Origin of the sequence: Streptacidiphilus alkalitolerans (assembly GCF_042511045.1) — a bacterium.
Classification (GTDB): domain Bacteria; phylum Actinomycetota; class Actinomycetes; order Streptomycetales; family Streptomycetaceae; genus Streptacidiphilus; species Streptacidiphilus alkalitolerans.
This window is the reverse complement of the sequence record NZ_JBHEZX010000031.1, coordinates 11861-35767: the sequence shown is the minus strand read 5'-3', so window position 1 is coordinate 35767 and position 23907 is coordinate 11861. Positions and strand designations below refer to the sequence as shown.

The following is a 23907-nucleotide window of genomic DNA, read 5'->3' as shown; positions in this document are numbered from 1 at the left end:
CGTCCCGGTGCTCCGGCGCCGCGTCCCGCCGCGACCCCGGGCGCCCGTCCGGCCGGTCCGCGTCCGGGCAACAACCCCTTCACGTCCAGCAACACCGGCATGTCGCGCCCCGGCGCCCGGCCGGCCGGCCCCGGCGGCGAGCGCTCCGGCGCTCCGCGGCCCGGCGCCGACCGTCCGGCTCCCGGTGCGGGTGCCCCGCGTCCCGGCGGCGACCGTCCGGCCCGTCCGGGCAGTGACCGTCCGGCCGGCGGCGCCCCGCGGCCCGGTGGCGACCGTCCGGGCGCTCCGCGTCCTGCGGGCGACCGTCCGGCCCGTCCGTCCGGCGACCGTCCCGGTGGCGCTCCGCGTCCCGGCGGCGACCGTCCGGCTCCCGGTGGGATGCCGCGTCCGCAGGGCGGTTCGCGTCCCGGTGGGCCGACCCCGTCCGGTATGCCGCGCCCGAACCCGGGCATGATGCCGCAGCGTCCGGCTCCCGGCCCCGGTGCCGGTCGTCCCGGCCCCGGCGGCCGTGGCCCCGGTGGCCCCGGCGCCCGTCCGGCCGGTCCGGGTGGCGGCGCCGGCGGCGCGCGTCCCGGCTTCCAGGGCCGTCCGGCCGGTCCGGGCGCCCGTCCGGCCGGCGGCGGCTTCGCCGGTCGCCCGGGTGGCGGCGGCGGTGGCGGTGGCGGCGGCGGCTTCGGTCCCCGTCCCGGTGGTTTCGGCGGTCGTCCCGGCGGCCCCGGTGCCCGTGGCGGCACGCAGGGCGCCTTCGGCCGCGGCCCGAACGGCCGTCCGGCCCGTGGGCGCAAGTCGAAGCGCCAGCGTCGTCAGGAATACGAGTCGATGCAGGCGCCGTCGATCGGTGGCGTGATGCTGCCGCGCGGCAACGGCCAGACGGTCCGGCTGTCGCACGGTGCGTCCCTCACCGACTTCGCCGAGAAGATCAACGCCAACCCGGCCGCGCTCGTCTCGGTGATGCTCAACCTCGAGCAGATGGTCACCGCGACCCAGTCCGTTCCCGACGAGACGCTTCAGCTGCTCGCCGACGAGATGGGCTTCGTCCTGGAGATCGTCAGCCGTGACGACGAGGACCGCGAGCTGCTGGAGTCGTTCGACATCGACTTCGGCGAGGACGAGGGCGACGAGGACATGCTCGTCTCGCGTCCGCCGGTGGTCACCGTCATGGGTCACGTCGACCACGGCAAGACCCGCCTGCTCGACGCGATCCGCAAGACCAACGTGGTCGCGGGCGAGGCCGGCGGCATCACCCAGCACATCGGCGCCTACCAGGTGGCGGCGGAGGTGAACGGCGAGGAGCGCCGGATCACCTTCATCGACACCCCCGGCCACGAGGCGTTCTCCGCCATGCGTGCCCGTGGTGCCAAGTCCACCGACATCGCGATCCTGGTGGTCGCGGCCAACGACGGCGTCATGCCGCAGACGGTCGAGGCGTTGAACCACGCCCAGGCCGCCGGTGTGCCGATCGTGGTCGCGGTCAACAAGATCGACGTCGAGGGCGCCGACCCGACCAAGGTCCGCGGTCAGCTGACCGAGTTCGGCCTGGTCGCGGAGGAGTACGGCGGCGACACCATGTTCGTCGACATCTCCGCCCGCCAGGGCCTCAACATCGAGGCGCTGCTGGAGGCCGTCGTGCTCACCGCCGACGCCTCGCTGGACCTCCGCGCCAACCCGGAGCAGGACGCCCAGGGCATCGCGATCGAGGCCCACCTGGACAAGGGCCGCGGCGCCATGGCGACCGTCCTGGTCCAGCGTGGAACGCTGCGGGTCGGCGACTCCATCGCCGTCGGCGACGCCCACGGCCGCGTCCGCGCCATGCTGGACGAGAACGGCAAGAACGTCACCGAGGCGGGCCCGTCCCGTCCGGTGCTGCTCCTCGGCCTCACCTCGGTGCCCCGCGCCGGCGACAGCTTCATCGTCGTCGACGACGACCGCACCGCGCGCCAGATCGCGGAGAAGCGTTCGGCCCGTGACCGCAACGCCATGTTCGCCCGCCGTCCGATGCGGATCTCCCTGGAGAACCTGGACAAGGCGATCGCGGCCGGCGGTATCCAGCAGCTCAACCTGATCATCAAGGGCGATGTCTCCGGTTCCGTCGAGGCACTGGAAGACGCGTTGGTCAAGCTGGATGTCGGCGAGGAGGTCGAGCTCCGCATCCTGCACCGCGGCGTGGGCGCGATCACCGAGTCCGACGTCGACCTGGCCATGGGCTCCGACGCCATCATCATCGGCTTCAACGTGCGCGCCGAGGGGCGGGCCCGGGTCGCGGCCGACAAGGAAGGCGTGGACGTCCGGTACTACTCGGTCATCTACCAGGCGATCGAGGAGATCGAGGCGGCGCTCAAGGGCCTGCTCAAGCCGGAGTACGAGGAGGTGCGCCTCGGTTCCGCGGAGGTGCGCGAGGTCTTCCGCTCCAGCAAGTTCGGCAACATCGCGGGTGTCATCGTCCGCGAGGGCCTGCTGCGCCGCAACGCCAAGGCCCGTCTCATCCGCGACGGCAAGGTGGTGCAGGAGTCCCTCACCATCGAGGGCCTGCGCCGCTTCAAGGACGACGCGACCGAGGTCCGCGAGGGCTTCGAGGCCGGTGTCACCCTGGGGTCGTTCAACGACATCAAGGTGGACGACGTCATCGAGACCTTCGAGATGCGCGAGAAGCCGCGCGCGTAGGGCTCAGCACGCACGGGTGGGGCCGGTCGACGAATGGTGTCGACCGGCCCCGGCCGCGTTCTGTACCGTTGGCCCCTCGTACACACCTTTGAGGCCTCACAGGTCGGCGTGACCTGTCACACATGTTCGTGGGAACACTGACCTTCGACCTGCTTCTCGGCGACGTCCATTCGCTCAAGGAGAAGCGTTCGATCGTCCGGCCCATCGTGGCCGAACTGCAGCGCAAGTACAGCGTCTGTGCTGCCGAGACCGGAAACCAGGAGCTCCATCGCCGGAGCGAGATCGGGTTGGCCGTGGTCTCCGGTGACGTGTCCTACGTCACCGAGGTCCTGGACAGCTGCGAACGCCTGGTCTCCGGGCGTCCCGAGGTCCAGCTGCTGGCGGCACGCCGGCGGCTGCGGGACGACGAAGACGAGTAGGACAATCAGACATGGCATCCCTAGGTGGGTGCACCCGGGTACCTTGTGGACGGGCCCGGGGTTCAAGGGGCTGCCCCAGACCATGGGGCGATCGAGCCCACAGCACGAGGAGGACCAGTGACCGACACCGCGAGGGCACGCAAGCTCGCAGACCGCATCCGGGTGGTTGTCGCAGAGACCCTGGAGCGTCGGATCAAGGATCCGCGCCTGGGCTTCGTGACCATCACCGACACCCGGGTGACCGGTGACCTGCGTGAGGCCACCGTGTTCTACACGGTCTACGGCGACGAGACCGAGCGTGCGGCCACCGCCGCCGCGCTGGAGAGCGCCAAGGGCGTGCTGCGCACCGAGGTGGGCCGGCAGACCGGGGTGCGGTTCACCCCGTCCCTGGCCTTCATCGCCGACGCCATCCCGGACACCGCGCGGCAGCTGGACGACCTGCTGATCAAGGCCAGGCAGCAGGACGCCGAGGTCCGCAGCGTCGCGGTCGGCAAGACCTACGCCGGCGACGCCGACCCGTACCGCAAGCCGGGCGAGGACGACGACGGGCTGGACGCCGACGACGAAGCCGAGGACGAGTAACCGTGTCGGCCGGTCAGCAGGCTGCGGGGGCGCCTGCCACGATGACGGCGGGCGCCCCCGTACTGCCGTCCCCCCGCAGCGAGCAGGCGCCCGGGCTCACCGACGGCGACTGGCAGCCGGTGCTGGCCGCGATCCGCGGCGCCTCCTCGGTCGACCTGGTCTGCCACGTCCTGCCGGACGGCGACGCGCTGGGCTCCGCGCTGGCCGCGGGCATCGCGCTGCGCTCGCTCGGCATCGAGGTGCGGGTCTCCTTCGGCGACGACCCGCAGGTGGTGCCCGGCTCGCTGGAGTTCCTGCCGGCCCAGGACCTGCTGGTCCCGGCCTCGGCGGTGCCCGAGCGGCCGGAACTGCTGATCACCTTCGATGTCGCGGACCCGCAGCGGCTCGGCCTGCTCCGCTCCCGGGCCGAGGCCGCCGCCACGGCCGTGGTGATCGACCACCACGCGTCCAACGGCGGCTTCGGCACGTACCAGCTGATCGACCCGGCCGCGCCGGCCACCGCGGTGCTGGTGGACGAGCTGCTGCGGCGGCTCGGCGTCCCGCTGGACCGGGACATCGCCACCTGCCTCTACACCGGGGTGGCCACCGACACCGGCTCCTTCCGCTACGCCGCGACCACCCCGGCCACCCATGAGCTGGCCTCCCGGCTGCTGGCCACCGGCCTGCGGCACGACCTGATCTCGCGCCGACTCTGGGACACCCAGTCCTTCGGCTACCTGAAGGTGCTGGCCGCGGCCCTGGACCGGGCCGTGCTCGAACGCGGGGCGGCGGACGGCCTCGGCCTGGTGTGGACCTGGGTGCCGTACGCGGACCTGACCGCGCACGGGGTGCTCCCGGAGGAGATCGAGGGCCTGATCGACGTGGTCCGCAAGGCGTCCGAGGCCGAGGTCACCCTGGTGCTCAAGGAGGACCCGGACGGCAGCCTGCGCGGCTCCTCCCGCTCCAAGGGCGCGGTGGACGTCGCCGCGGCCTGCGGGGCCCTGGGCGGCGGCGGCCACGTCTACGCGGCCGGATTCACCTCGCACAGCACCGTCGACACCACCGTCGCGCGGTTCCGCGACGCGCTCCCGCCCCACTGACCGTACTTCTGAGTCGAAGGTCTGATCGTTGAAGCGCAAGGGAACCGGCCCCGACGGGCTGGTCATCGTGGACAAGCCCGCGGGCATCACCTCGCACACCGTCGTGTCCCGGATCCGGCGACTGGCCGGCACCCGCAAGGTGGGGCACGCCGGGACGCTGGACCCGATGGCCACCGGGGTCCTGGTGATCGGCTGCGAGCGGGCCACCCGGCTGCTCGGCCACCTGGCGCTGACCAGCAAGACCTACGAGGCCACGATCAGGCTCGGCCAGGCCACGGTCACCGACGACGCCGAGGGCGAGGTCACCGCCACCGCCTCCACCGCCGGGGCCACCGACGAGCGGATCGCGGCCGGGATCGCCGCGCTGACCGGGGACATCCAGCAGGTGCCCTCCTCGGTCAGCGCCATCAAGATCGACGGCAAACGCTCCTACACCCGGGTCCGCGAGGGCGAGGAGGTCGAGCTGGCCGCCCGCCCGGTCACCGTCTCCCGGTTCGAGGTGCACGCCCGCCGGGAGGCCCTGGCCGAGGGCGGCACCCCGCTGGTCGACCTGGACGTCACCGTCGACTGCACCTCCGGCACCTACATCCGGGCGCTGGCCCGGGACCTGGGCCAGGGGCTCGGCACCGGCGGCCACCTCACCGCGCTGCGGCGCACCCGGGTCGGCCCGTACACCGTCGCCGGATCGCACACCCTGGCCGCGCTGGAGGACTCCTTCGCCGACGCCGTGCTGCCCATCGCCGACGCCGCCGCGGCGGCCTTCCCGCGCTGGGACGTCGACGCCGAGCAGGCCCGGCTGCTGGTCAACGGCGTCCGCATCGACGCCCCGGGCCTGGACGCCACCGAGCCGATCGCGGTCTTCGACCCGGACGGCCGCTTCCTCGCCCTGATCGAGGAGCGCGGCGGCAAGGCCAAGTCCCTCGCTGTCTTCGTCTGACCTGTTCACTCTTCCGGGCGAGCGCGCGGGGTGAACCGGGGGTGCACGAGCGCACCGCCGGTCATCCGCGCCCCCGCCTGGGCACCCTCTCCCCGTCTTCTCCCGGAGGGGGTATGCGGTGCGGCGGGTGGACGAGGCGCTGGTGCGGGTGTCCGACACCAGCGGGCGGCAGCACGGTCTCGCGGTGCCGGTGGACCACCAGGGCACCCTGCTGACCAGCCACGAGGTGGTGGATGGGCGGTCCGCGCTGCTGCTCACCTGGCCCGGCGGAGCCGTCCGCAGGCTCACCGCCGACGACATCACCGCCCTGCCCGAGTACGGCCTCGCGCTGCTGCGCACCGACGCGGTGCTGCCGCCGCTGCCGCTCGGCGGCGGCCAGGGCACCCGGCTGATCCAGCTGCCGGGACCCGGCTTCACCCTGCAGGGCGGCGTGGCGGGCCTGGTGACCGCCCGTTACGCCGCCGCCGAGCGCTGGCACCTGGTCGCCGACGTCTGGCTGCTGGAGATCGACCAGGCGCCGCACGGCCTGCCGGTCGAGCTGGCCGGGGCGCCGGTGCTGGACGCCGAGACCGGCGCGGTGGTCGCCGTCGCCACCGCCGCGCTGCGCAGCCACCGGCGCGGCGCGGTGCTCGCCGTCCCGCTGCGCACCGCCGTCGGGCACCCGGCCGTCGCCGACCTGCTGTCCCGCAACGCCGTCTCGGTCCCCGCCTACGGCCGGGCGCTGAACCTGGCCGGGGTGCTGGAGCTCGCCGCGGCCACCACCTCCGCGCTCGCCCCGCTGGTCGGACCGCGGGTGGACCGGGCCGACGCCCCGCCGGCCGACTGGACCCAGGACCGGCCGATCCAGGCCGTGCTGGCCGAACCCGGCAGCGGCCTCACCACCGAGCTGGCCGCCGTCGCGCTGCGCCGGGCCGGCTCCGCCACCCGGCTGCCCACGGTGTGGCTGCGCGGCGCCGAGCTGCGGGCGCACGACACCTCGCTGCTGGACGCGGTGAACCGGGTGCTCCCCGACGCCGAACGGGCCTGCCGGCTCGCCACCGCAGGTCATCGGCCGCTGCTGATCGTGCTGGACCGCCCGGAGGAGATGCCCGCCGCCCTGCTGCCGACCCTGGCCGACTGGAGCGCCGGGACCGGACGGCTGCTGCGCCGCACCGGCGCCCGGCTGCTGATCGGCTGCCGCCCGGAGTTCTGGGAGCAGCAGCAGTTCTCCGCCGAGGACGTCCAGCCCCCGCACCGCCTCGGCGACCTGCCGCCCGAGCCGGCCGCCGAACTGGCCCGCCGGCTCGGCCTGCGGCCCGGGCCGCGGCATCCGCTCACGCTGCGCCTGCTGGCCGAGCTCCCGGTCCCCGAGGCCGCCCCCAGTCGGGCCGAACTACTGGAAGCCACCGTCGACTTCGCCTGCCTGCGGATCGCCGAACGGCTGGCCCACCCGGACCGCCGCACGGCCACCGCCGCGGCCGGCCGGGTGCACGAGGCGGCCCGCCGGATGCTGGGACCCGGCAGCGGGGCGCTCTCGTACGCCGACTTCGACGAGATCTTCCCCGACGCCTGGGGCCCGGCGGTGCTCGCCGAGGGGCTGATCGTCCCGGCGGGCCAGGGCTACCGCTTCGCCCACGAGGAGCTGTCCGAGTGGATCCAGGGGGTGCACCTGGACCTGCCGGCCGCCCTGGACGCCCTGCTGGACGACTCGCCCGCGCCGCGGACGGCGCCGTCCCACCGCCGCGGCGGCCCGCGGACCACCCCGGTGCCCCCGCCGCAGCCGCCGCCGGCCGGCATCCCGGTGCCGCACCACCGGATCGGGCCGGTCCGGGAGGCGCTGCTGCGCCTGGCCGACCCCGAACCGTTCCTCAGCCGGCTCGTCCTCCGGCTGGACGGGCCCGAGGCGGCGGCGCCGGAGAGCCCGTCCCACTGGTGGGCGCTGAACCTGCTCTGCTCGCTGCTGCTGCGGCTCCCGGAGCCGGAGGCCCAGCTCCCGCTGCTGTACTCGCTGGCCGCCCGGATGTCGGCGCACCCGGCGCCCCCGGTGCCGCTGGCCTTCTGGAGCGCCCTGCCGCTGCCGACGCAGATCCGGCTCGACCTGCTGCGCGAGCTGGCCAGGGGCGGCGACCCGGCGCCGCTGGACGCCGTGGCCGCACTGCTCCGGGCCGACCCGTCGACCGCCTTTCCCGCGCTCTGCCGCTGGCTCCAGGACGAGCAGTTCGCCGCGAGCGCGCTGCACCTGCTGCGCGGCCACCGCAGGGTGGCCCTGGACGACCTGGCCGAGGCCCTGGTGGCGGCGGCGCACCCGCGGGCCGACGCGCTGCTCCGCGAACTGGCGGTGATCGAGCCCTCCGCGCTCTGCCGCGCGGTCGACCGCTGGGCGCACGATCCGCGCCCGGAACGCCATGTCGCCGCCGCCGTGCACGCCCCGGCGATCACCCCGGCCACCGCCCCGGACCGGGCCCTGCTGCGGTTCACCGCGGAGACCCTGCTGGCCCGTCCCACCGAGGCGGAGCTGCACGGCGCGGCCCTCACCCTGCTGGTCGCCGACCCGGAGACCCGGTCCCGGCACCTCCCGGCCGCCGTGGCCCGCTATGCCGCGGCCGACCCCCACCTCACCCCGCGGTCGCTCGCCCCGGCCCTGGACAGCCATCCCACGCTGGTGCTCTCCGGCTACCGGACCCGGCTGCACCAGCCGGGCGAGGAGGCGGCGGCGATCCTGCAGACCCTCGGCAGCACCCAGGCGCCGCGGGCCCGTACCGCGGCGGCCCGGCTGGTCACCGACTACCTGGCCCAGCACCCCGAGGCCGCCGCCCCGGTCGCCGCCTGGCTGGACGCCCGGATCCGGCACGGAGCGGCCGAGCACGCCACCCTGCTCCGGTTCGTCCACGACCTCGCCGAGCACCCCGGGCCGGTCCGCGACGCCTTCGCCGGAGCCCTCGGCGGCCCCACCCCGCTGCACCGGGAACTCCGTTCGGCGCTGCCGCGGCACGAGCCAATGCAGGGCAGCGATCAGCCGCATGGCAGGCTATAGGGGTCAACAGCTACAGCGAAACAAGGAGCGGTCAGGGTGCAGCGCTGGCATGGCCTGGAGGAAGTCCCCGGGGACTGGGGGCGCAGCGTCGTCACCATCGGCTCCTTCGACGGGGTGCACCGGGGCCACCAACTGATCATCAACAAGACCATCAAACACGCCCGTGAGCTGGGCGCACGCTCTGTTGTGGTGACGTTCGACCCGCATCCGAGCGAGGTGGTCCGCCCCGGCAGCCACCCCGCCCTGCTGGCCCCGCATCCGCGCCGGGCCGAACTGATGGCGGCCCTGGGTGTCGACGCGGTCCTGGTGATCCCGTTCACCCTGGCCTTCTCGCAGCTCTCGCCGGAGGACTTCGTCCAGCGGATCCTGGTGGACGCGCTGCACACCACGCTGATCGTGGAGGGCTCCAACTTCCGCTTCGGGCACCGCGCCTCCGGCAATGTGGCGCTGCTCGCCGAGCTGGGCGCCCGCTACGACTTCACCGTCGACATCGCGGACTTCACCGTCGAGTCGGCGAACGGCACCCCGCTGTCCTCCACCCTGGCCCGCCGCCTGGTCGCCGAGGGTGACGTGGCCGGCGTCGCCGAGGTGCTGGGCCGCCCGCACCGGGTCGAGGGGATCGTGGTCCGCGGCGCCCAGCGCGGACGCGAACTCGGCTACCCCACCGCCAATGTGGAGACCCTGCCGCACACCGCCATCCCCGCCGACGGCGTCTACGCGGGCTGGCTGACGGCCGATCAGGAACTGATGCCCGCCGCGATCTCGGTCGGCACCAACCCCACCTTCGACGGCACCGCCCGCACCGTGGAGGCGTACGCCATCGACCGGGTCGGCCTCGACCTCTACGGACTGCACGTCAGCGTCGACTTCCTGGCGTACCTGCGCGGCATGGAGAAGTTCGACTCCATCGACGCCCTGCTCGACCGGATGGCCGACGACGTCAAGCGGGCCCGCGAACTCACCGACTGAGCGGAAAGGGGAGGGGGCGCGGTTCCGCCCCCTCCCCTTCCCTCCCTGCTACTGCTGCGGCGGGTAGTACCCGGGCGGCGGCGGCCCCCACCCCTGCTGAGGCTGTTGCGGCTGCTGCTGCGGGGGCTGCTGCACCGGCGGGTACCCCTGCTGCGGCGGCGGCCCGCCCTGGGGCTGCCAGCCCATCGGCTGCGGCTGGGTCCGCGGGAAGTCCGCGGCCACCATCGCCGCCAGGTCGAAGTACGCCTCCCGGGTCTTCGGCCGCATCCGGGCCAGGTCGACCTCGGCGCCGGCCGACAGGTGCTCGTCGAAGGGCACCACGACCACCCCGCGGCAGCGGGTCTGGAAGTGCGCCACGATGTCCTCGATCTTGATCATCTTCGAGGTCTCGCGCACCCCCGAGACCACCGTGATGCTGCGCTGCACCAGATCCGCGTAGCCGTGCGCGGACAGCCAGTCCAGCGTGGTGCTGGCGCTGCTGGCCCCGTCCACGCTCGGGGTGGAGACCACGATCAGCTGGTCGGCCAGGTCCAGCACACCGCGCATGGCGCTGTAGAGCAGGCCCGTTCCCGAGTCGGTCAGCACGATCGGGTACTGCCGCCCGAGGAAGCCGATGACCTGCCGGTAGTCCTCGTCGTTGAACGTGGTCGACACCGCGGGGTCGACGTCGTTGGCCAGGATCTCCAGCCCGCTCGGCGCCTGCGAGGTGTACCGGCGCACATCCATGTAGCTGCTGAGGTGCGGAATGGCGGTCACCAGGTCCCTGATGGTGGCCCCGGTCTCCCGCCGGACCCGCCGCCCGAGCGTGCCGGCGTCCGGGTTGGCGTCCACCGCGATGACCTTGTCCTGCCGCTCCGAGGCCAGCGTCGCGCCCAGGGCGGTGGTGGTGGTGGTCTTGCCGACCCCGCCCTTGAGGCTGATCACCGCGATCTTGTAGCAGCTCATCACCGGGGTGCGGATGATCGCCAGCTTCTGCTGCCGGTCCGCCTCCGCGGCCTTACCGCCGAAGCGGAACCGGTTGGACGGCTGCCGCCGCTCCTCCGGCTGCCGGCGCAGCAGACGGTCCGAGGAGAGCTCCACCGCGGCGGTGTAGCCCAGCGGAGCGCCCGGCTGCGGCTGCTGCTGCGGCCAGCCGCCCTGGCGCGGATCCACCGGCGGCGCGGCCGGCGCCCACTGCTGCTGCTCCACCGGCAGCGGTGCCCAAGGCTGCTGCGGCTGCTGCTGTGGATCGCCCTGCGGTTGCTGCTGCTGCGGCGGCGGTGGCTGCTGCCCGGCCCACGGCGGCTGGTTCACCGGCTGTTGCGGCTGCCCCCAGGGCTGCGGCTGCGGTTGCGGCTGCACCGGCGGGGGAGCCCACTGCGGCTGCTCCACCGGTTGCTGCTGCGGGGGAGTCCACGGCTGCGGTGCGGGGGCCTGGACCGGCGGCGGCACCGGGACCTCACCGGTCGCCGGACGGTACGCCTGCGCGATCGGCTGCCCGGCCGGCTCCGCCGACGCGGGCTCGGCGGCAGCCGCGGGCTCGGCCACGGGCACGCCTGCGGCCTCGGCCGCGGAGTCGGGCTCCGGCTCGGCGTCCGGCTGCGGCTGCTGCTCCGGCTGCGGCGAGGCCGGCGTTCCGAAGGCCGGTGCCGGATGCGCCTCCGCAGCGGGCGCGGGGGCGGGCCCGGGCGCGGGCGCCTCGGTGACCCGGGGCACTCCCATCGCGGGCGTGTGCTCCGTCCACTCCGGGTCCGTCCCCGCCGCCGGTGGCGCCAGCACCGGGCCTGGCCCGGGTACCGGCGCGGGCGTCTGCGTGGGCACCGGCGCCGGCGTCTGCACAGGTACGGGCATCGGCACCGGCGCAGGCGCGGCAACAGGCGCCCCCACCTGCTGGGCGTTCTGGGTGTACCAGGCCGGAGGCGTGTATTCAGGCGCGTCCGACCACTCCTCGTCCTCGTCCGGCGCTTGGTCGCCGACGTAGACGCCGTCGCGATCGCTCGTCACTGCTGTTGTCCCTCTCGTCCGCCTCGATTGCACCCCAGCCTAGTCACCTGTTCCGCGGCACCGGCAGGTCCTCCTCCTACCCGGATCCCGACTCAGTCCACCCGCCGGGCCTGGCCGAGGACTTGCGCCTCCACCGCGGTCGGCCCGCTCTGCACGAATCCGCGCCGGCGCCGGTTCGCCCACAGGGTCACCCCGTCCCCCAGCGCGGAGAGGGCGTCGATCTCGCCGTCCGGCAGCGCCAGCACCCGGCCGGCCAGCTCGGCCTCCTGCGGGGAGACCCGCTGCACGCCCACCAGGTCCGCGCCGGTGAGCAGCCGCTCCGCGCCCGGGCCCAGGAACGGGAGCAGGGTCAGCGTGGTCTGCCAGGGCCCGGCCGAGAGCCGGCTCCTGGTCGGCCTGGCGCCGCAGTCCCGCACCACCAGCACCGGGGCGGACACGGACGCGCCCTGCGGGCCGATCCGGCCGACCGGGTGCACCGTCACACAGGGCTGTCCGCCTCCCGCCGCCTGGGCGACCGGCGCCCAGTTCTGCAGCCGTCCGGTCTCCACCGCCACCCGGGCGCCGGTCGCCGCCGCCCGCAGGGCGATCAGCTGCGCGGTCCAGACGCCGCCGACCAGCACCACGTCGTAGGCCGTGGGGCGGAACAGGCCGACCACCGCGGGAGCGCCCCGGCCGTCGGTGCCGATCACCACGCCGTCGTCACCGACCGGGAGCGACATCGCCCGCAGCTGTTCGCGGGTGAGCACATGCTGCTCCCGCCGCGGCCCGTGCAGGCCGAAGCCGGCCAGCACCCGGCCGACCCCGCCGCGCCGCTGTCCGTCGACCGCCACCGTTCCGCCGCTCATCGCGTCCCTCCCAGGGGCAGTGTCGCCAGTACGCCCGGAACCTGCTCGTGGTCCAGCCGGACCAGGCCGACCCCGGCGCTGCGCGCCCGGGTCTCCAACTGCCGTGCCACCTGTGACAGTTCGCTCTCGCCGCGGGCGGTCACCCGGACCTGCCCGGTCACCGCCACTGCCCCGGCCGAGGCCTGACGCACCGTCAGGCTGAAGGTGCTGCCCAGCGCGGGCGTCCCGGTCAGCAGGTTGACCAGCTCGCCCGAGGCGATCCCGCCGTTCCCCGGCCCGGCCTGACCGGCCTGACCGGCCAGCTTGGGCCAGTTGCCGACCCAGTAGGTGGTGTTCCAGCGGTCGTCGCAGCGCCAGGCCCGGGCGGTCTCGGCGGTCCGCCGGGTCCGGCCGCCGCCGTTGGCGCCGCCGGCGCTGCCACCGGGTCCGCCGGTCCGCAGCGGGTTGCCGCAGGTCGCGGTGGAGACCGCCGACACCAGTCCGGCCGGGTCCAGCACCGTGGCCCGCAGCCCCGCGCCGATCAGCCGACTGGCGAGCTGGTCGGTCGCGCGCTGCAGCGCCTTGCGGGCGCCGGTCTGGCCGCCGCCCCGCGCGGCGACCGCGCTGCGGCAGAGCTCGGGGTCGAGCCGGACCGCCACCCAGGTCAGCCGCAGGCCCGGGGTGGTCGAGCCGAAGGGCAGCTCGCGGTAGCCGCGCGCGGCCAGCGACTGCTCGGGCAGGTGCGGCGCGGGGGCGGTCTGGCTGTACTGCACCACCTGGATCGCGTCCACGGTCACATCGTCGACCTGCAGCCCGTCCGCGAGCAGGTCCAGGGTCAGCCCGAGGGTGCCCCTGGCCGGACGCAGCGGTCCGTCCGGGGCCTCGACCTGGATCACCGCGCTGAGGAAGGTGCCGTCGCCGATCATGCCGATCTCCCGGCGCTCGCGCCGGACCGTGGTGGCGCCGCCCTCCAGCTCCACCGTGTGCAGCACGGTGCGCAGGGCCGGCTCGCACTCCAGCGCGGGGGCCATGGCCGGATCCGTCTCCGGGTCCACCCCGACCGCGGCCTGCCGCTGCCGGGCCCGCAGGCCCGCGCGGGCCCGCAGCAGCTGCGGCACGGACAGTCCGTTGACCCGCACCAGCGCCAGCAGCACCAGCAGCACGGCGACCGCGCCGCACGGCGCCAGCACCATGTTGTTGGTCGCCAGGCCGATCACCACCAGCGCCGCGGCAGTCTCGACCAGGACCAGCTGCGGCAGCCGCAGCGGCCCCAGCAGCCCGGGCCGGGGCCGGACCGCCACCTGCACCGGCCCGCGCGGCCCGGAGCGCACGGCGACCGCGTCCTGGACCGGAGCCTGGACCGGGGCCCGACCCCCGCGCCTGGAGCCGCGTCCGGCGGACGGTCCGTCAGGATGTGGCGCGCGCGGTCGTACGGTCTGGCTTGGCATCCCCCGGGTCAACCTCTCTGGATGGGCCCGGGTCCCCGACGGCGAGGAGCCGGGCGAACCGGTGGCCGGTTGGCTGATCGCAATACCGTACCCGTACGGTACGTACCGTTCGCGCGCGGCATCGTGGTAACCGGAACGGGGAGAGCAGCAGCATGGCATCACGCCGGAATGAACTGAGCGCCTACACGTTCTCACGGCGGCGGACCGTTGCCGCCTTCCTCCAGCCCTCCGGCGGAGGCAACGAGGAGGACGTGCCCAAGCCGCGGCGCGCGTTCATGCCGAGCCTGATAGCGGGTGCGGTGGCGGTGGCCGGCTTCGGCGCCTACGGGATGATCAAGCCCTCGGCGCCGCTGCACTGGGACCAGGCCAACGCGGTCATCGTCGACAAGCAGACGACGACCCGTTACGTGATGCTCGGCGGCCAACTGCACCCGGTGCTGAACATCGCCTCCGCGCGACTGCTGCTCGGGGTGGACTCCACGGTGGAGGAGGTTGACGACTCGGTGCTGAACTCCGGTTCGGTGCCGCACGGTCCGACCCTCGGCATCCCCTACGCCCCGGACAGCCTGCCCACGGCGAAGGACGCGGCGACCCCCAAGACCTGGGCCGAGTGCGACCGCCCGGCCGCGTCCGGGCAGTCCGGCACCGACCAGAAGCTGTTCGTCCTCGGCGGCGCCGACGCGGCGAAGGTCACCACCGCTGCCGTGGCGCCCACCTCCACACCGGGCGCGCCGCAGTCCGCCGACGGCCGGCCCGCCGGCGGCCCGGTGGGCAGCAGGGAGGCCCTCTACGTCGAGGCCCCGAGTGGGCTCTACCTGGTGGACTCGACCGGCACCGCACACCAGTTGGTCAGCGACGGTTCCCAGCCGTCCGCCCTCGACGGCTACGGCGCCGCCGTCGGCGCGGCCCCCACCCACAAGGCCTCGAACACCCCCTCGGGGACGCACACCACGCCGTCCTCGTCGACCACCGGCAAGCCGGTGACCCCGTCCTCGCCGGCCACCCCGGTCACCAAGGCCGCTCCGGCCAAGGACCCGGCGACCACCGCCGCCGCCGAACTGCTGGCCACCGCGGCCTTCGGCGGGAACGTCGGCCTGCCGCAGACCGTGACCAAGGAGTGGCTGGACACGCTGCGCCCCGGCGACCCGATCAGCCTGCCCAAGGGGGAGATGGCCGACTTCGGCGACCCCACCCCGATCACCCTCGACAACATCCGGTTCAATGTCGGCGACCTGTTCCAGGAGACCGACAACAGCGGCCAGGTGCGGCACTACGTCGTGCTCAAGGACGGCATCCACAAGGTCTCCGACTTCACCGACCGGCTGATCGTGGCCCTGCACAAGAACAAGTCGCCGGAGCCCAAGGTGGATCCGCTGGCCGCGGTCGGCGCCAACAACAGCGCGGCGTTCCTGGCCGACAAGGACTGGCCGCAGAACCTGGTCAGCCAGGCCAACGTCGGTGCCGCGAACGGCAGCGGACCCGCGGTGGCCTGCAGCGTCTACACCGGCGCCACCGGGGAGACCGGCGCTCCGGTGCAGGCCCTGTGGACCGGCTCGGACTACCCGATCGACAGCAACTCCGGTTCGGCGGGCGTCTATGTGACCCCCGGCACCGGACTGCTCTACCGCGCGGTGACCGGCACCAGCACCACCTCGGGCTCGGTCGACCTGCTGACGGACACCGGCCTGCGCTACCCGGTGCAGATGAACGCCGACACCACCGCCGCGCCGACCACCCCGGCCGCCGACCCCTCGGCCGCACCGTCCGACGGCGCCTCGGCCGCCGCGGGCGGACAGCCGAACACCACTCAGGCCCTGCTCGGCTACCAGACGGTCGACCCGATCCCGGTCGTCCCCGAGTCCTGGTCCGGGCTGCTGCCCACCGGCCCCGGTCTCAACCCCGGTGCGGCGGTTCAGCAGCAGGGCTCCTGACGGCCGTTGACCTGCGCCGACGGTTCGTCCACCGAGCAGCGTGCACAGGGGTCAGAAAGTTGTCCACAACCCGGTGTTGGGGGGTATAGCGCATGACAGCTAGAGTGCAGCGGGACGTCACTGCTGTGATGTCGGCCGGGTCCCGCAGGACCGGACGCCCGGTCTCGTTGGTCTGTCTCATGGGGGACGGTGCATATGTCAGGTTCGTTCAAGACTACCGCCGATGAGATGCGGGCTTTTTCCAGCCGCATCTCGGACGTGAACAGCCAGATCCAGCAGGAGCTCACCCGTCTCAACAGCCTTGTGGAGTCGATCACTGGAGGCTGGAAGGGCGAGGCCGCCTCGTCGTACCAGGCGCTCCAGCGGCAGTGGGGCGAGGACGCGACCAAGCTGAACAAGGTGCTCAACGAGATCAAGGAAGCCATCGACTCGAGCTCGGCGCAGTACACCAGCACCGAGCAGGAGCAGCACTCCTCGATCAGCAAGATCACCTCAGCCCTCGGCTGACCCACTCCACCGCCTGAGAAGGAGACAACATGTCGACACCCGGCCAGATCCTGGTCAACTTCGCCACCGTGTCCAACGCGGCGGACGAGGTCCGCAGCACCGCCGCCCGGGTCCAGTCGCAGCTCGACGACCTGAAGGCCGGCGTCACCCGCATCGCCCAGAGCTGGGAGGGCAAGGCCCAGGAGGGCTACCAGGCCCGCCAGGCGCAGTGGGACAGCTCCGCCGCCGACCTGCACCAGGTCCTGACGCAGATCGCGGGCGCTCTCGACAACGCCGCGCAGAACTACCAGGCGACCGAGAACAAGAACGCGAGCATCTGGGGTAGCTGATACCACCCGGCAGCTGAACCACCCCGCTGCGTCCGTGCCGACCGGTGCGGACGCAGCGGTAGCGGCACCGGCTGCCGCACAGGGCTCCGGTCGGGACATCGTGGGGGAAGCGAAAAGCTGTGAGCAGGCACCACCGCCGCAGGGCACTACTCTCCACGGCCGCAGTCGCCGCGGCCCTCTCGCTGTCCGTCCCGCCCCAGGCGTGGGCCGGCGCCCCGCCCGGCGCGCTCCAGTCCAACGGCAGCTGCGTCTTTCCCTCCGCCGTGATCCCCAGCACCCCGTGGGCCCTGCAGCGGGTGCTGCTGCCGCAGTTGTGGCACTACGCCACCGGCGCGGGGATCACCGTCGCGGTGATCGACACCGGTGTGGACGACACCAACCCGCAGCTGCGCGGCGCCGTCCGGGCCGGGAAGAACTTCCTCACCGGCCAGCCCGGCACCTCGCTCACCGACCCGGTCGGCCACGGCACCATGGTGGCGGGCATCATCGCCGCCCGCCCGGCCCCGGGCACCGGCTTCGTCGGCCTCGCCCCGGACGCCACCATCCTCTCGCTGCGCCAGAACGACGCCCAGGGCAGCGGCGACGCCGAGACCATGGCCAAGGCCGTGGACGAGGCGGTCGCCAAGCACGTCGACGTCATCAACATCTCGCAGGACGTGTCCAGCGACGGCAAGCCGCTGGCGGTCCCCGCGGACAGCCATCTGGCCAGGGCGGTCGCCGCTGCGGTCAGGGCGAGGATCGTGGTGGTCGCGGCGGCCGGCAACGAGAACCTCTCGGTCCCCACCTACCCGGCCTCCTTCCCCGGCGTCCTCGGCGTCGGGGCCTCGGACCGCGACGACGAGCGGGCGGACGCCTTCTCGGAGACCGGCAGCTCGGTCGGCGTGGCCGCGCCCGGGGTGGACATGGTGTCCACCGTCCCCAAGGGCGGCCACTGCGTCGACAGCGGGACCAGCTTCGCCGCCCCCTATGTGGCCGGGGTGGCCGCCCTGCTCAAGCAGGAGTACCCGCACTGGACCGCGGCGCAGGTCATCGCCCGGATCGAGCAGACCGCGCAGCGCACCGACCCGGGCCGCAACAACTTCATCGGCTGGGGGGTGGTGGACCCGGTGGCCGCGCTCTCGGACGACGCCCCGGCGGAGTCGGCCGCGGTTCCGACGGTGCGTCAGCACAGCTCGGCCGCGCCGGTCACCCCGCGCCCGCTGGGCCTCGGCGAGACCCAGGCCGACCGGGACCGGCGCACCGCCGTCTACGCCCTGGGCCTCGGCGCGCTGCTGGTGCTGCTGATCTCCGGCACCGCCGTGGTGCTCCGGGACATGAAGCGCCGCCGCACGGCCTGAACCGTACGGCGGCGTTCGGAGCGGAGCGGAGTGCTCAGAGGGTGCCCTTCTCCTCCTCCGGGATGGTGATCACCCAGCGGTCCTTGGGCCGGGGCCGGAGGTAGAACACCCAGTACAGGGCGGCGGCGACGGTGATACCGCCGGTGATGGCCAGGGCCTCGTGGCTCTGCTGGAACATCACATAGGCCAGGACGGCCAGAATGAGGACCGGAACGGTGGGCCACATCCGCATCCGCCAGGCGTCGGACTCCTTGTGCTTTCCGCGCCGGGCTCCCAGCGCGGCGACCGCGACGAAGCCGTAGAGCAGGGTGACGGCCACGCCGGTGACCAGGCTCAGCGTGGTCAGGTCGACGAAGCAGAGCGCGGCGCCGGGGACGCCGACCGCGAGGGTGGCGATCCAGGGGGCTCCGTAGCGCTTGCTCAGCGTGGAGAAGGCGCGGTTCAGCGGCTCGGGCCAGGCCTTGTCGCGGGCCGAGGAGTACAGCACCCGGGAGTTCTGGATCACCATCACGATCGCGGCGTTGATGATCGCCAGGGCGACGCACAGGCTGACGATGTCACCGACGACCGAGTTGCTCCAGGCGGTCACCATGGCGCCGATGTCGCCCTTGGCCAGCGCCTCCAGGCTGGGAGCGCCCAGGGTGATGGCGACCACCGGGACCAGGATCACGGCGGAGCCGATGGCCAGGGTCCACAGCACGGTGCGCGGCACGGTGCGGTTCGGCTGCTCCATCTCCTCGGCCAGGTAGACGGCGGTGGAGAAGCCCTGGGTGATGAACAGTGCCGCGGCCAGCCCGATGATGATGGTGCCTCCGCCGACCGCGCCGCCGGGGAGCGCCGGGTGGATCAGCACGGAGGCCGGGCGGTTGGCGTGGGCGAAGCCCAGCACCGCGACCAGGGTGGCCGCGATGACCTCCAGGACCAGGAAGATGCCGGTGATCCAGGCGTTGGCGCGCAGGTCGAGCAGGCCCACCACGGTGGCCGCCAGCATCACGGCCGCCCCCATGATCTTCGGATCGACGCTCATGATCGGCGCCAGGTAGTCGGCGGTGCCCAGGGCGATGATCGGCGGCACGATCATGACCACGATCAGCGCCTGGATGAACGCCAGCCATCCGGAGAAGCGGCCGATGGTGTGCCCGGCCATGGCGTACTCGCCGCCCGCGCTGGGGATCAGCGTGCCCAGCTCCGAGTAGCACCAGGCCACTCCGACGCAGAGCACGATCGCGATCACCAGGGTGAGCGCGGTCCCGGTACCCAGTGAGGCGAACGACGCCGGCACGATCACGAACAGCGAGGACGCCGGCGTCACGCAGGACAGTGTCAGCAGGGTCCCGCCGACGACGCCGATGGATCGCTTGAGCTTCTGCGGCGGCGCTGCCGCAGCCGGGTCCACGTCCTCGACGGGTCGGCTCAGGGTGTCGGTCATGCCGACATGTAACCCCTGCGGTTATGAAAGCGTCAAGGTGGAGTTTGCTTCGGATTTCGTTGTGCAGTAGCCATACAGCAACGAATCTGATGCCGTTTCAGTCCGATGAACCAAATAGCCCCTTTGTTCATTCAGCTGCGCTTCAAAGATCAAAACTTAACACTGCCTTTACTTGCAAGGCATACAGCTGCTTCTGACCGCACAGAGCAAAGGGGCCGTCGGTGCTGAAACACCGGCGGCCCCTCCGTGCATCGACAGCGAAAGCGTTACTGGGGCAGCCACCCGGTCTGCACCGTGAAGGTGCCCCGGCGCCGGGTGACCAGCACACCGCGGCCGGGCGGCATCGGCTGCGGCTTGACGTTGCCCAGCAGCACGCCCTCGTCCCGCTCGCCGGACAGCACGATGCCCTGCGCGCCCAGCTCCTTCAGCCGCTGCATCATCGGCTCGTAGAGGGCACGGCCCGCGCCGCCGGAGCGGCGGGCGATGATGATGTGCAGCCCGATGTCCTTGGCGAACGGCAGCACCTCGAGCAGCTGCTGCAGCGGGTTGCCACTGGAGGTGGCGACCAGGTCGTAGTCGTCCACCACCAGGAACAGTTCCGCCCCGGACCACCAGCTGCGGTCCCGCAGCTGCTCCTGGGTGACGTCCGGGCCCGGGATCCGGCGCTCCATCGAGCCCCTGATGTCGCCCAGGAACGCCTGCAGCGCGGGCTGCGCCGCCGCGTACTCCAGCAGGTGCGGGGTGGTGACCACGCCCAGCAGCGAGCGCCGGTAGTCGCCGATGACGATCCTGGCCTGCTCCGGGGTGTAGCGCTCGGTGATGCCCTTGAGCAGCAGTCGCAGCAGCGCGGTCTTACCGGTCTCGCCGTCACCGAAGATGATGAAGTGCGAGTCGCTGTCGAAGTTGAGGTACACCGGCGACAGTGAGGACTCGTCCACGCCGATGGCGATGCCCAGCTCCGGGGTCTCGAAGCCCTTGGGCAGGCTGTCGGCCGGCAGGACCTCCGGCAGCATCCGCACCTGCGGCGCGCGCGGGCCGGTCCAGGAGCCGTTGACGGCCTGGACGAACGCGGTGACGCCGTCGGCCAGGTCCTCGACCTCGCTGGACCCGTCGATCCGCGGCAGCCCCGCCAGGAAGTGCAGCTTGTCGGCGGTCAGACCGCGCCCGGGAGCGCCCGCGGGGACGTTCTGGGCGACCCTGCGGTCGATCTCGGACTCCATCGGGTCGCCGAGCTTGAGCTCCACCCGGGTCTGCATCATGTCCTTCAGCGCCGGACGGATCTCCCCGTACCGGGACGCCCCGACCACCACGTGCACGCCGTAGGCCAGACCGCGCTGGGCGATGTCGGTGACCAGCGGCTCCAGCAGCTCGAACTCCTGCCGGAAGGTGAGCCAGCCGTCGACCACCAGGAACACGTCGCCGTACTGCTCGCCCGGCAGGGTGCCGGCCCGGCGGCGGTTGCGGAAGGTGGCGATGGAGTCGATGGACTGCGCCCGGAACAGCTCCTCGCGCTGGGTCAGCAGCCCGGACACCTCGCTGATCATGCGTCGCACCTTGTCGGCGTCCAGCCGCCCGGCGACCCCGCCCACATGCGGCAGGTCGCGCAGCCCCAGCATCCCGCCGCCGCCGAAGTCCAGCAGGTAGAACTGCACCTCGGCGGGGGTGTGGGTGAGCGCGAACGAGGCCACCATGGCGCGCATCAGGGTGGACTTGCCCGATCGCGGACCGCCCACCACCATGCCGTGCCCGGCCGCCCCGGAGAAGTCCAGGTACATCAGGTCGCGGCGCTGCTCGAACGGCTTGTCCACCAGGCCGACCGGGACCACCAGACGGCCGCTGCCGGCGTAGTCGGTCGCGGCCAGGCCGCGGTCCACCGAGGCGGAGAGCACCGGCAGCAGCTGGTCAAGCGCGGGGGCCTCGCTGAGCGGCGGCAGCCACACCGCGTGCGCGGGCGGGCCCTGCCCCTCCAGCCGGTCCACGATCACATCAAGCACGGTGTCCGCCAGCGCGTCGTCCTGCCGCTGCGGAGCCTCCGGCTCGACCTCGTTCAGCGGCACCAGCGGCATCGCCACCGGGGCGCCGGTGAACAGCACCGAGTGCCGCCGCCGCACCCGCCCGGTGTCCTGCTGCGCCGCCCCGGCCCGGTAGGGGCCCGACACGTAGGCGGCCTTGAACTGCGCCATCACATCGGTGCCGAACTTGAGGTAGCCCACGCCGGGCACCGGCGGCAGGTGGTAGGCATCGGGGACGCCGAGCGCCGCCCGGGACTCGGCGGCGGAGAAGGTCCGCAGCCCGATCCGGTAGGAGAGATAGGTGTCGAGGCCGCGCAGCCGGCCCTCCTCCAGACGCTGCGAGGCCAGCAGCAGGTGCACCCCGAGCGAGCGGCCGATCCGGCCGATCTGGATGAACATCTCGATGAAGTCGGGCTTGGCGGTGAGCAGTTCGCTGAACTCGTCGATGATCAGCAGCAGCGAGGGCAGCGGTTCCAACGGCGCCCCGGCCGCCCTGGCCCGCTCGTAGTCGTGCAGGTTGGCGTAGTTGCCGGCCGAACGCAGCAGCTCCTGGCGGCGGTTGAGCTCACCGGTGATGGAGTCGCGCATCCGGTCGACCAGGGTCAGCTCCTCGGCCATGTTGGTGATCACCGCGGAGGTGTGCGGCATGTCCGCCATCCCGGCGAAGGTCGCACCGCCCTTGAAGTCGGCCAGGACGAAGTTCAGCACCTCGGAGGAGTGGGTCATCGCCAGGCCCAGCACCAGCGTGCGCAGCAGCTCCGACTTGCCGGAACCGGTCGCGCCCACGCACAGGCCGTGCGGCCCCATGCCTTCGAGCGCCGCCTCCTTGAGGTCCAGCATCACCGGCTCGCCGTTGGCGCCCAGGCCGATCGGGACCCGCAGCTTCTCGTGCATCGGCCGAGGCCGCCAGGTGCGGGCCACGTCCACGGACATGGCGTCGCCGACCCCCATCAGATCGGTGAAGTCCAGGTTCGCCAGCAGCGGTTCGTCGTCCCCGCCGACCGAGGCCCGGAGCGGGGCCAGCTGCCGGGACAGCGCCTCGGCCTGCCAGGCGCTGAGGGTGTCCGGCCGGCCCCGGTACACCCCGCCGCCGGCCGAGGTGAGCCGCATCCGCTCCGGTGTCACCACCACGGCCAGCGCGCCGCGCGGCTCGTCCAGGTCGCCCGGGATGACCTCGATCACGGTCACCCCCTGCAGCCCCTCGCCGCTGGCGAGCAGCGAGTCGGCGCTGACCGCCGCCCCGTCCAGGATCACCACCAGGTGCGGCTGCTCCGGGACCGGGGTGGCGTCGCGGTGGAACCGGGCGCGTCCGGCCAGCTGGTCGCTGAGCAGGTCCTCCAGCTCGTCCAGGGACGGGCAGATCATCCGCAGCGATCCCGCGCCGTCGGAGTCGGTCGGGTGCTGGACGTGCGGCAGCCACTTGGTCCACTCCCACTCCGGGGCCGCGCCCGGGGCGGCGGCGATGCCGACCAGCAGGTCGTCGGGGGAGTGCAGGGTGGCCAGCTGCGCCAGCGCGGCGCGGACCGTCCCGTACACGGTCTCCGGATCGCCGGAGACGGTCAGGTGGTAGAAGGCCCGCAGCGAGACGGCCAGCGGGAGGTCGGGCAGGGTGCCGTGGGCGGCCAGGAAGCTCTTCATCGCCTCGGCGGTCAGCGGCTCCAGCTCGTCCACCGGCGCGGTCTGCGGCGGGACCAGACGGGTCGCCAGCTGCTGCGGCCCGGTGCCGAGCCGTATCTGCGCGAAGTCGGCGTCGCTGGAGCGGCGCTCCCAGAGCCGGCTGCCCTCGGCGACCACGGACCACAGCTGGTCCGGCTGGGGGTGCAGGTAGAGCTGGGCGTCGCGCTGCCGCAGCGCGGTGCGGCGGACCTGCTTGCGCAGCTGGGCCAGGTACTTGAGGTAGTCGCGGCGCTCGTCCTCGATCTCCCCGCCGCCGCCCTTGCGCTGCTGGTTGAGCTGGGCCAGGGCCATGGCGACGGTCGAGGCGACCATCATCCCGCCCATCACCTTCATCATCATCTGCATGCCGGGCATGAAGAAGAAGGCGGCGGAGCCGGCGGTGGCCATCATCGGCAGCAGCGACTGCCACCAGCTGCCCCCGGCCGCGCGGGGCAGTTCCGGTGGCGACTCCAGTTGGAGGTCCTCACCGGGCACCGCGGGCGGGTAGGCCCGCGGCGGTCGCTTGACGGTTACCACGCTCAACTCGGTACCAGCCTCGTCCTGTCGAGTCCCCTGTCGGGCACGGTCCGGGATGTCGCGGCATCCCCCCGTGTCACCGCCCTTCGCAGGGGCCGATCCTAGACCCTGCCCCGCCGGCGGTCATCGTTCGCCCACGCCCCGAGCCCCTACCCCGGGGCCGTCCCGGGCCCGCACTCCGTCGCCGCCCAGCGCCGACGGCCGCCCGGGCTGCCGGTAGGGTGAGCCGCTGTCAGGTCACAGACACTCACAGG

Annotated in this window: 15 protein-coding genes and 1 pseudogene; 11 read left to right on the top strand and 5 right to left on the bottom strand. The window is 73.3% G+C overall.

Annotated elements, in window-relative coordinates; genetic code table 11:
• The 7 genes from infB to ACEZDG_RS37315 form a co-directional block, all read left to right on the top strand.
• Positions 1-2661, top strand: a 2661-nt coding sequence (gene infB / locus ACEZDG_RS37345) for a translation initiation factor IF-2 (protein WP_380519326.1), incomplete at its 5' end; no start/stop codon positions are given.
• A 122-nt stretch (positions 2662-2783) separates the two neighbouring features.
• Positions 2784-3080 (top strand): DUF503 domain-containing protein, encoded by a 297-nt coding sequence (locus tag ACEZDG_RS37340; protein ID WP_380519323.1) that lies wholly within the window; start codon positions 2784-2786, stop codon positions 3078-3080.
• A 117-nt stretch (positions 3081-3197) separates the two neighbouring features.
• Positions 3198-3662 carry a 30S ribosome-binding factor RbfA gene (gene rbfA, locus ACEZDG_RS37335; RefSeq protein WP_380519320.1) on the top strand — a complete coding sequence of 155 codons (465 nt, stop codon included), beginning with the start codon at positions 3198-3200 and terminating at the stop codon, positions 3660-3662.
• 2 nt (positions 3663-3664) lie between these two features.
• Positions 3665-4741 (top strand): DHH family phosphoesterase, encoded by a 1077-nt coding sequence (locus ACEZDG_RS37330; protein ID WP_380519317.1) that lies wholly within the window; start codon positions 3665-3667, stop codon positions 4739-4741.
• Between the two features lie 28 nt (positions 4742-4769).
• Positions 4770-5678, top strand: coding sequence for a tRNA pseudouridine(55) synthase TruB (truB, locus tag ACEZDG_RS37325; protein WP_380519314.1), 909 nt, complete (start codon positions 4770-4772; stop codon positions 5676-5678).
• Positions 5679-5796: 118 nt separating this feature from the next.
• Entirely contained in the window at positions 5797-8691 is a 2895-nt protein-coding gene (locus tag ACEZDG_RS37320) for a serine protease (RefSeq protein WP_380519311.1), read from the top strand.
• Between the two features lie 36 nt (positions 8692-8727).
• Complete coding sequence (locus ACEZDG_RS37315) at positions 8728-9660, top strand: bifunctional riboflavin kinase/FAD synthetase (protein WP_380519307.1); 933 nt, start codon at positions 8728-8730, stop codon at positions 9658-9660.
• A gap of 48 nt (positions 9661-9708) precedes the next feature.
• On the opposite strand, the pseudogene ACEZDG_RS37310 reads toward ACEZDG_RS37315, so the two are convergent.
• The 3 genes and pseudogenes from ACEZDG_RS37310 to eccE form a co-directional block, all read right to left on the bottom strand.
• A pseudogene (locus tag ACEZDG_RS37310) lies at positions 9709-11262 on the bottom strand (MinD/ParA family ATP-binding protein); the annotation flags it as partial.
• A 473-nt stretch (positions 11263-11735) separates the two neighbouring features.
• Entirely contained in the window at positions 11736-12488 is a 753-nt protein-coding gene (locus ACEZDG_RS37305) for a hypothetical protein (RefSeq protein ID WP_380519305.1), read from the bottom strand.
• On the bottom strand, positions 12485-13798 hold the full coding sequence (eccE, locus tag ACEZDG_RS37300; protein WP_380519303.1) for a type VII secretion protein EccE: 1314 nt from the start codon (positions 13796-13798) through the stop codon (positions 12485-12487). The genes ACEZDG_RS37305 and eccE overlap by 4 nt, the downstream gene beginning before the upstream one ends.
• Before the next feature lie 269 nt (positions 13799-14067).
• Between eccE and ACEZDG_RS37295 the strand changes: the two genes are divergently transcribed.
• The 4 genes from ACEZDG_RS37295 (at position 14068) to mycP (ending at position 18019) form a co-directional block, all read left to right on the top strand.
• Positions 14068-15846, top strand: a complete 1779-nt coding sequence (locus ACEZDG_RS37295) for a type VII secretion protein EccB (RefSeq protein ID WP_380519300.1) — start codon at positions 14068-14070, stop codon at positions 15844-15846.
• Between the two features lie 195 nt (positions 15847-16041).
• Positions 16042-16353 carry a WXG100 family type VII secretion target gene (locus tag ACEZDG_RS37290; protein ID WP_380519298.1) on the top strand — a complete coding sequence of 104 codons (312 nt, stop codon included), beginning with the start codon at positions 16042-16044 and terminating at the stop codon, positions 16351-16353.
• Between the two features lie 29 nt (positions 16354-16382).
• Positions 16383-16682: a WXG100 family type VII secretion target gene (locus ACEZDG_RS37285; protein ID WP_380519296.1), complete on the top strand. Its 300-nt coding sequence runs from the start codon at positions 16383-16385 to the stop codon at positions 16680-16682.
• Positions 16683-16801: 119 nt separating this feature from the next.
• Positions 16802-18019 carry a type VII secretion-associated serine protease mycosin gene (mycP, locus tag ACEZDG_RS37280; RefSeq protein WP_380519295.1) on the top strand — a complete coding sequence of 406 codons (1218 nt, stop codon included), beginning with the start codon at positions 16802-16804 and terminating at the stop codon, positions 18017-18019.
• A gap of 34 nt (positions 18020-18053) precedes the next feature.
• Here the strand turns inward: mycP and ACEZDG_RS37275 are convergent, their stop codons facing one another.
• Positions 18054-19448: an APC family permease gene (locus tag ACEZDG_RS37275; protein WP_380519292.1), complete on the bottom strand. Its 1395-nt coding sequence runs from the start codon at positions 19446-19448 to the stop codon at positions 18054-18056.
• Positions 19449-19714: 266 nt separating this feature from the next.
• Positions 19715-23659 carry a type VII secretion protein EccCa gene (eccCa, locus tag ACEZDG_RS37270; protein ID WP_380519289.1) on the bottom strand — a complete coding sequence of 1315 codons (3945 nt, stop codon included), beginning with the start codon at positions 23657-23659 and terminating at the stop codon, positions 19715-19717.
• Positions 23660-23907: the final 248 nt, after the last annotated feature.

What these genes read in the sequence shown, in the direction of transcription:
- ACEZDG_RS37275 (WP_380519292.1), bottom strand. Translation starts at nt 19,448, where the DNA reads ATGACCGACACCCTGAGCCGACCCGTCGAGGACGTGGACCCGGCTGCG.
- ACEZDG_RS37340 (WP_380519323.1), top strand. Translation starts at nt 2,784, where the DNA reads ATGTTCGTGGGAACACTGACCTTCGACCTGCTTCTCGGCGACGTCCAT.
- ACEZDG_RS37285 (WP_380519296.1), top strand. Translation starts at nt 16,383, where the DNA reads ATGTCGACACCCGGCCAGATCCTGGTCAACTTCGCCACCGTGTCCAAC.
- ACEZDG_RS37305 (WP_380519305.1), bottom strand. Translation starts at nt 12,488, where the DNA reads ATGAGCGGCGGAACGGTGGCGGTCGACGGACAGCGGCGCGGCGGGGTC.
- ACEZDG_RS37295 (WP_380519300.1), top strand. Translation starts at nt 14,068, where the DNA reads ATGGCATCACGCCGGAATGAACTGAGCGCCTACACGTTCTCACGGCGG.
- ACEZDG_RS37290 (WP_380519298.1), top strand. Translation starts at nt 16,042, where the DNA reads ATGTCAGGTTCGTTCAAGACTACCGCCGATGAGATGCGGGCTTTTTCC.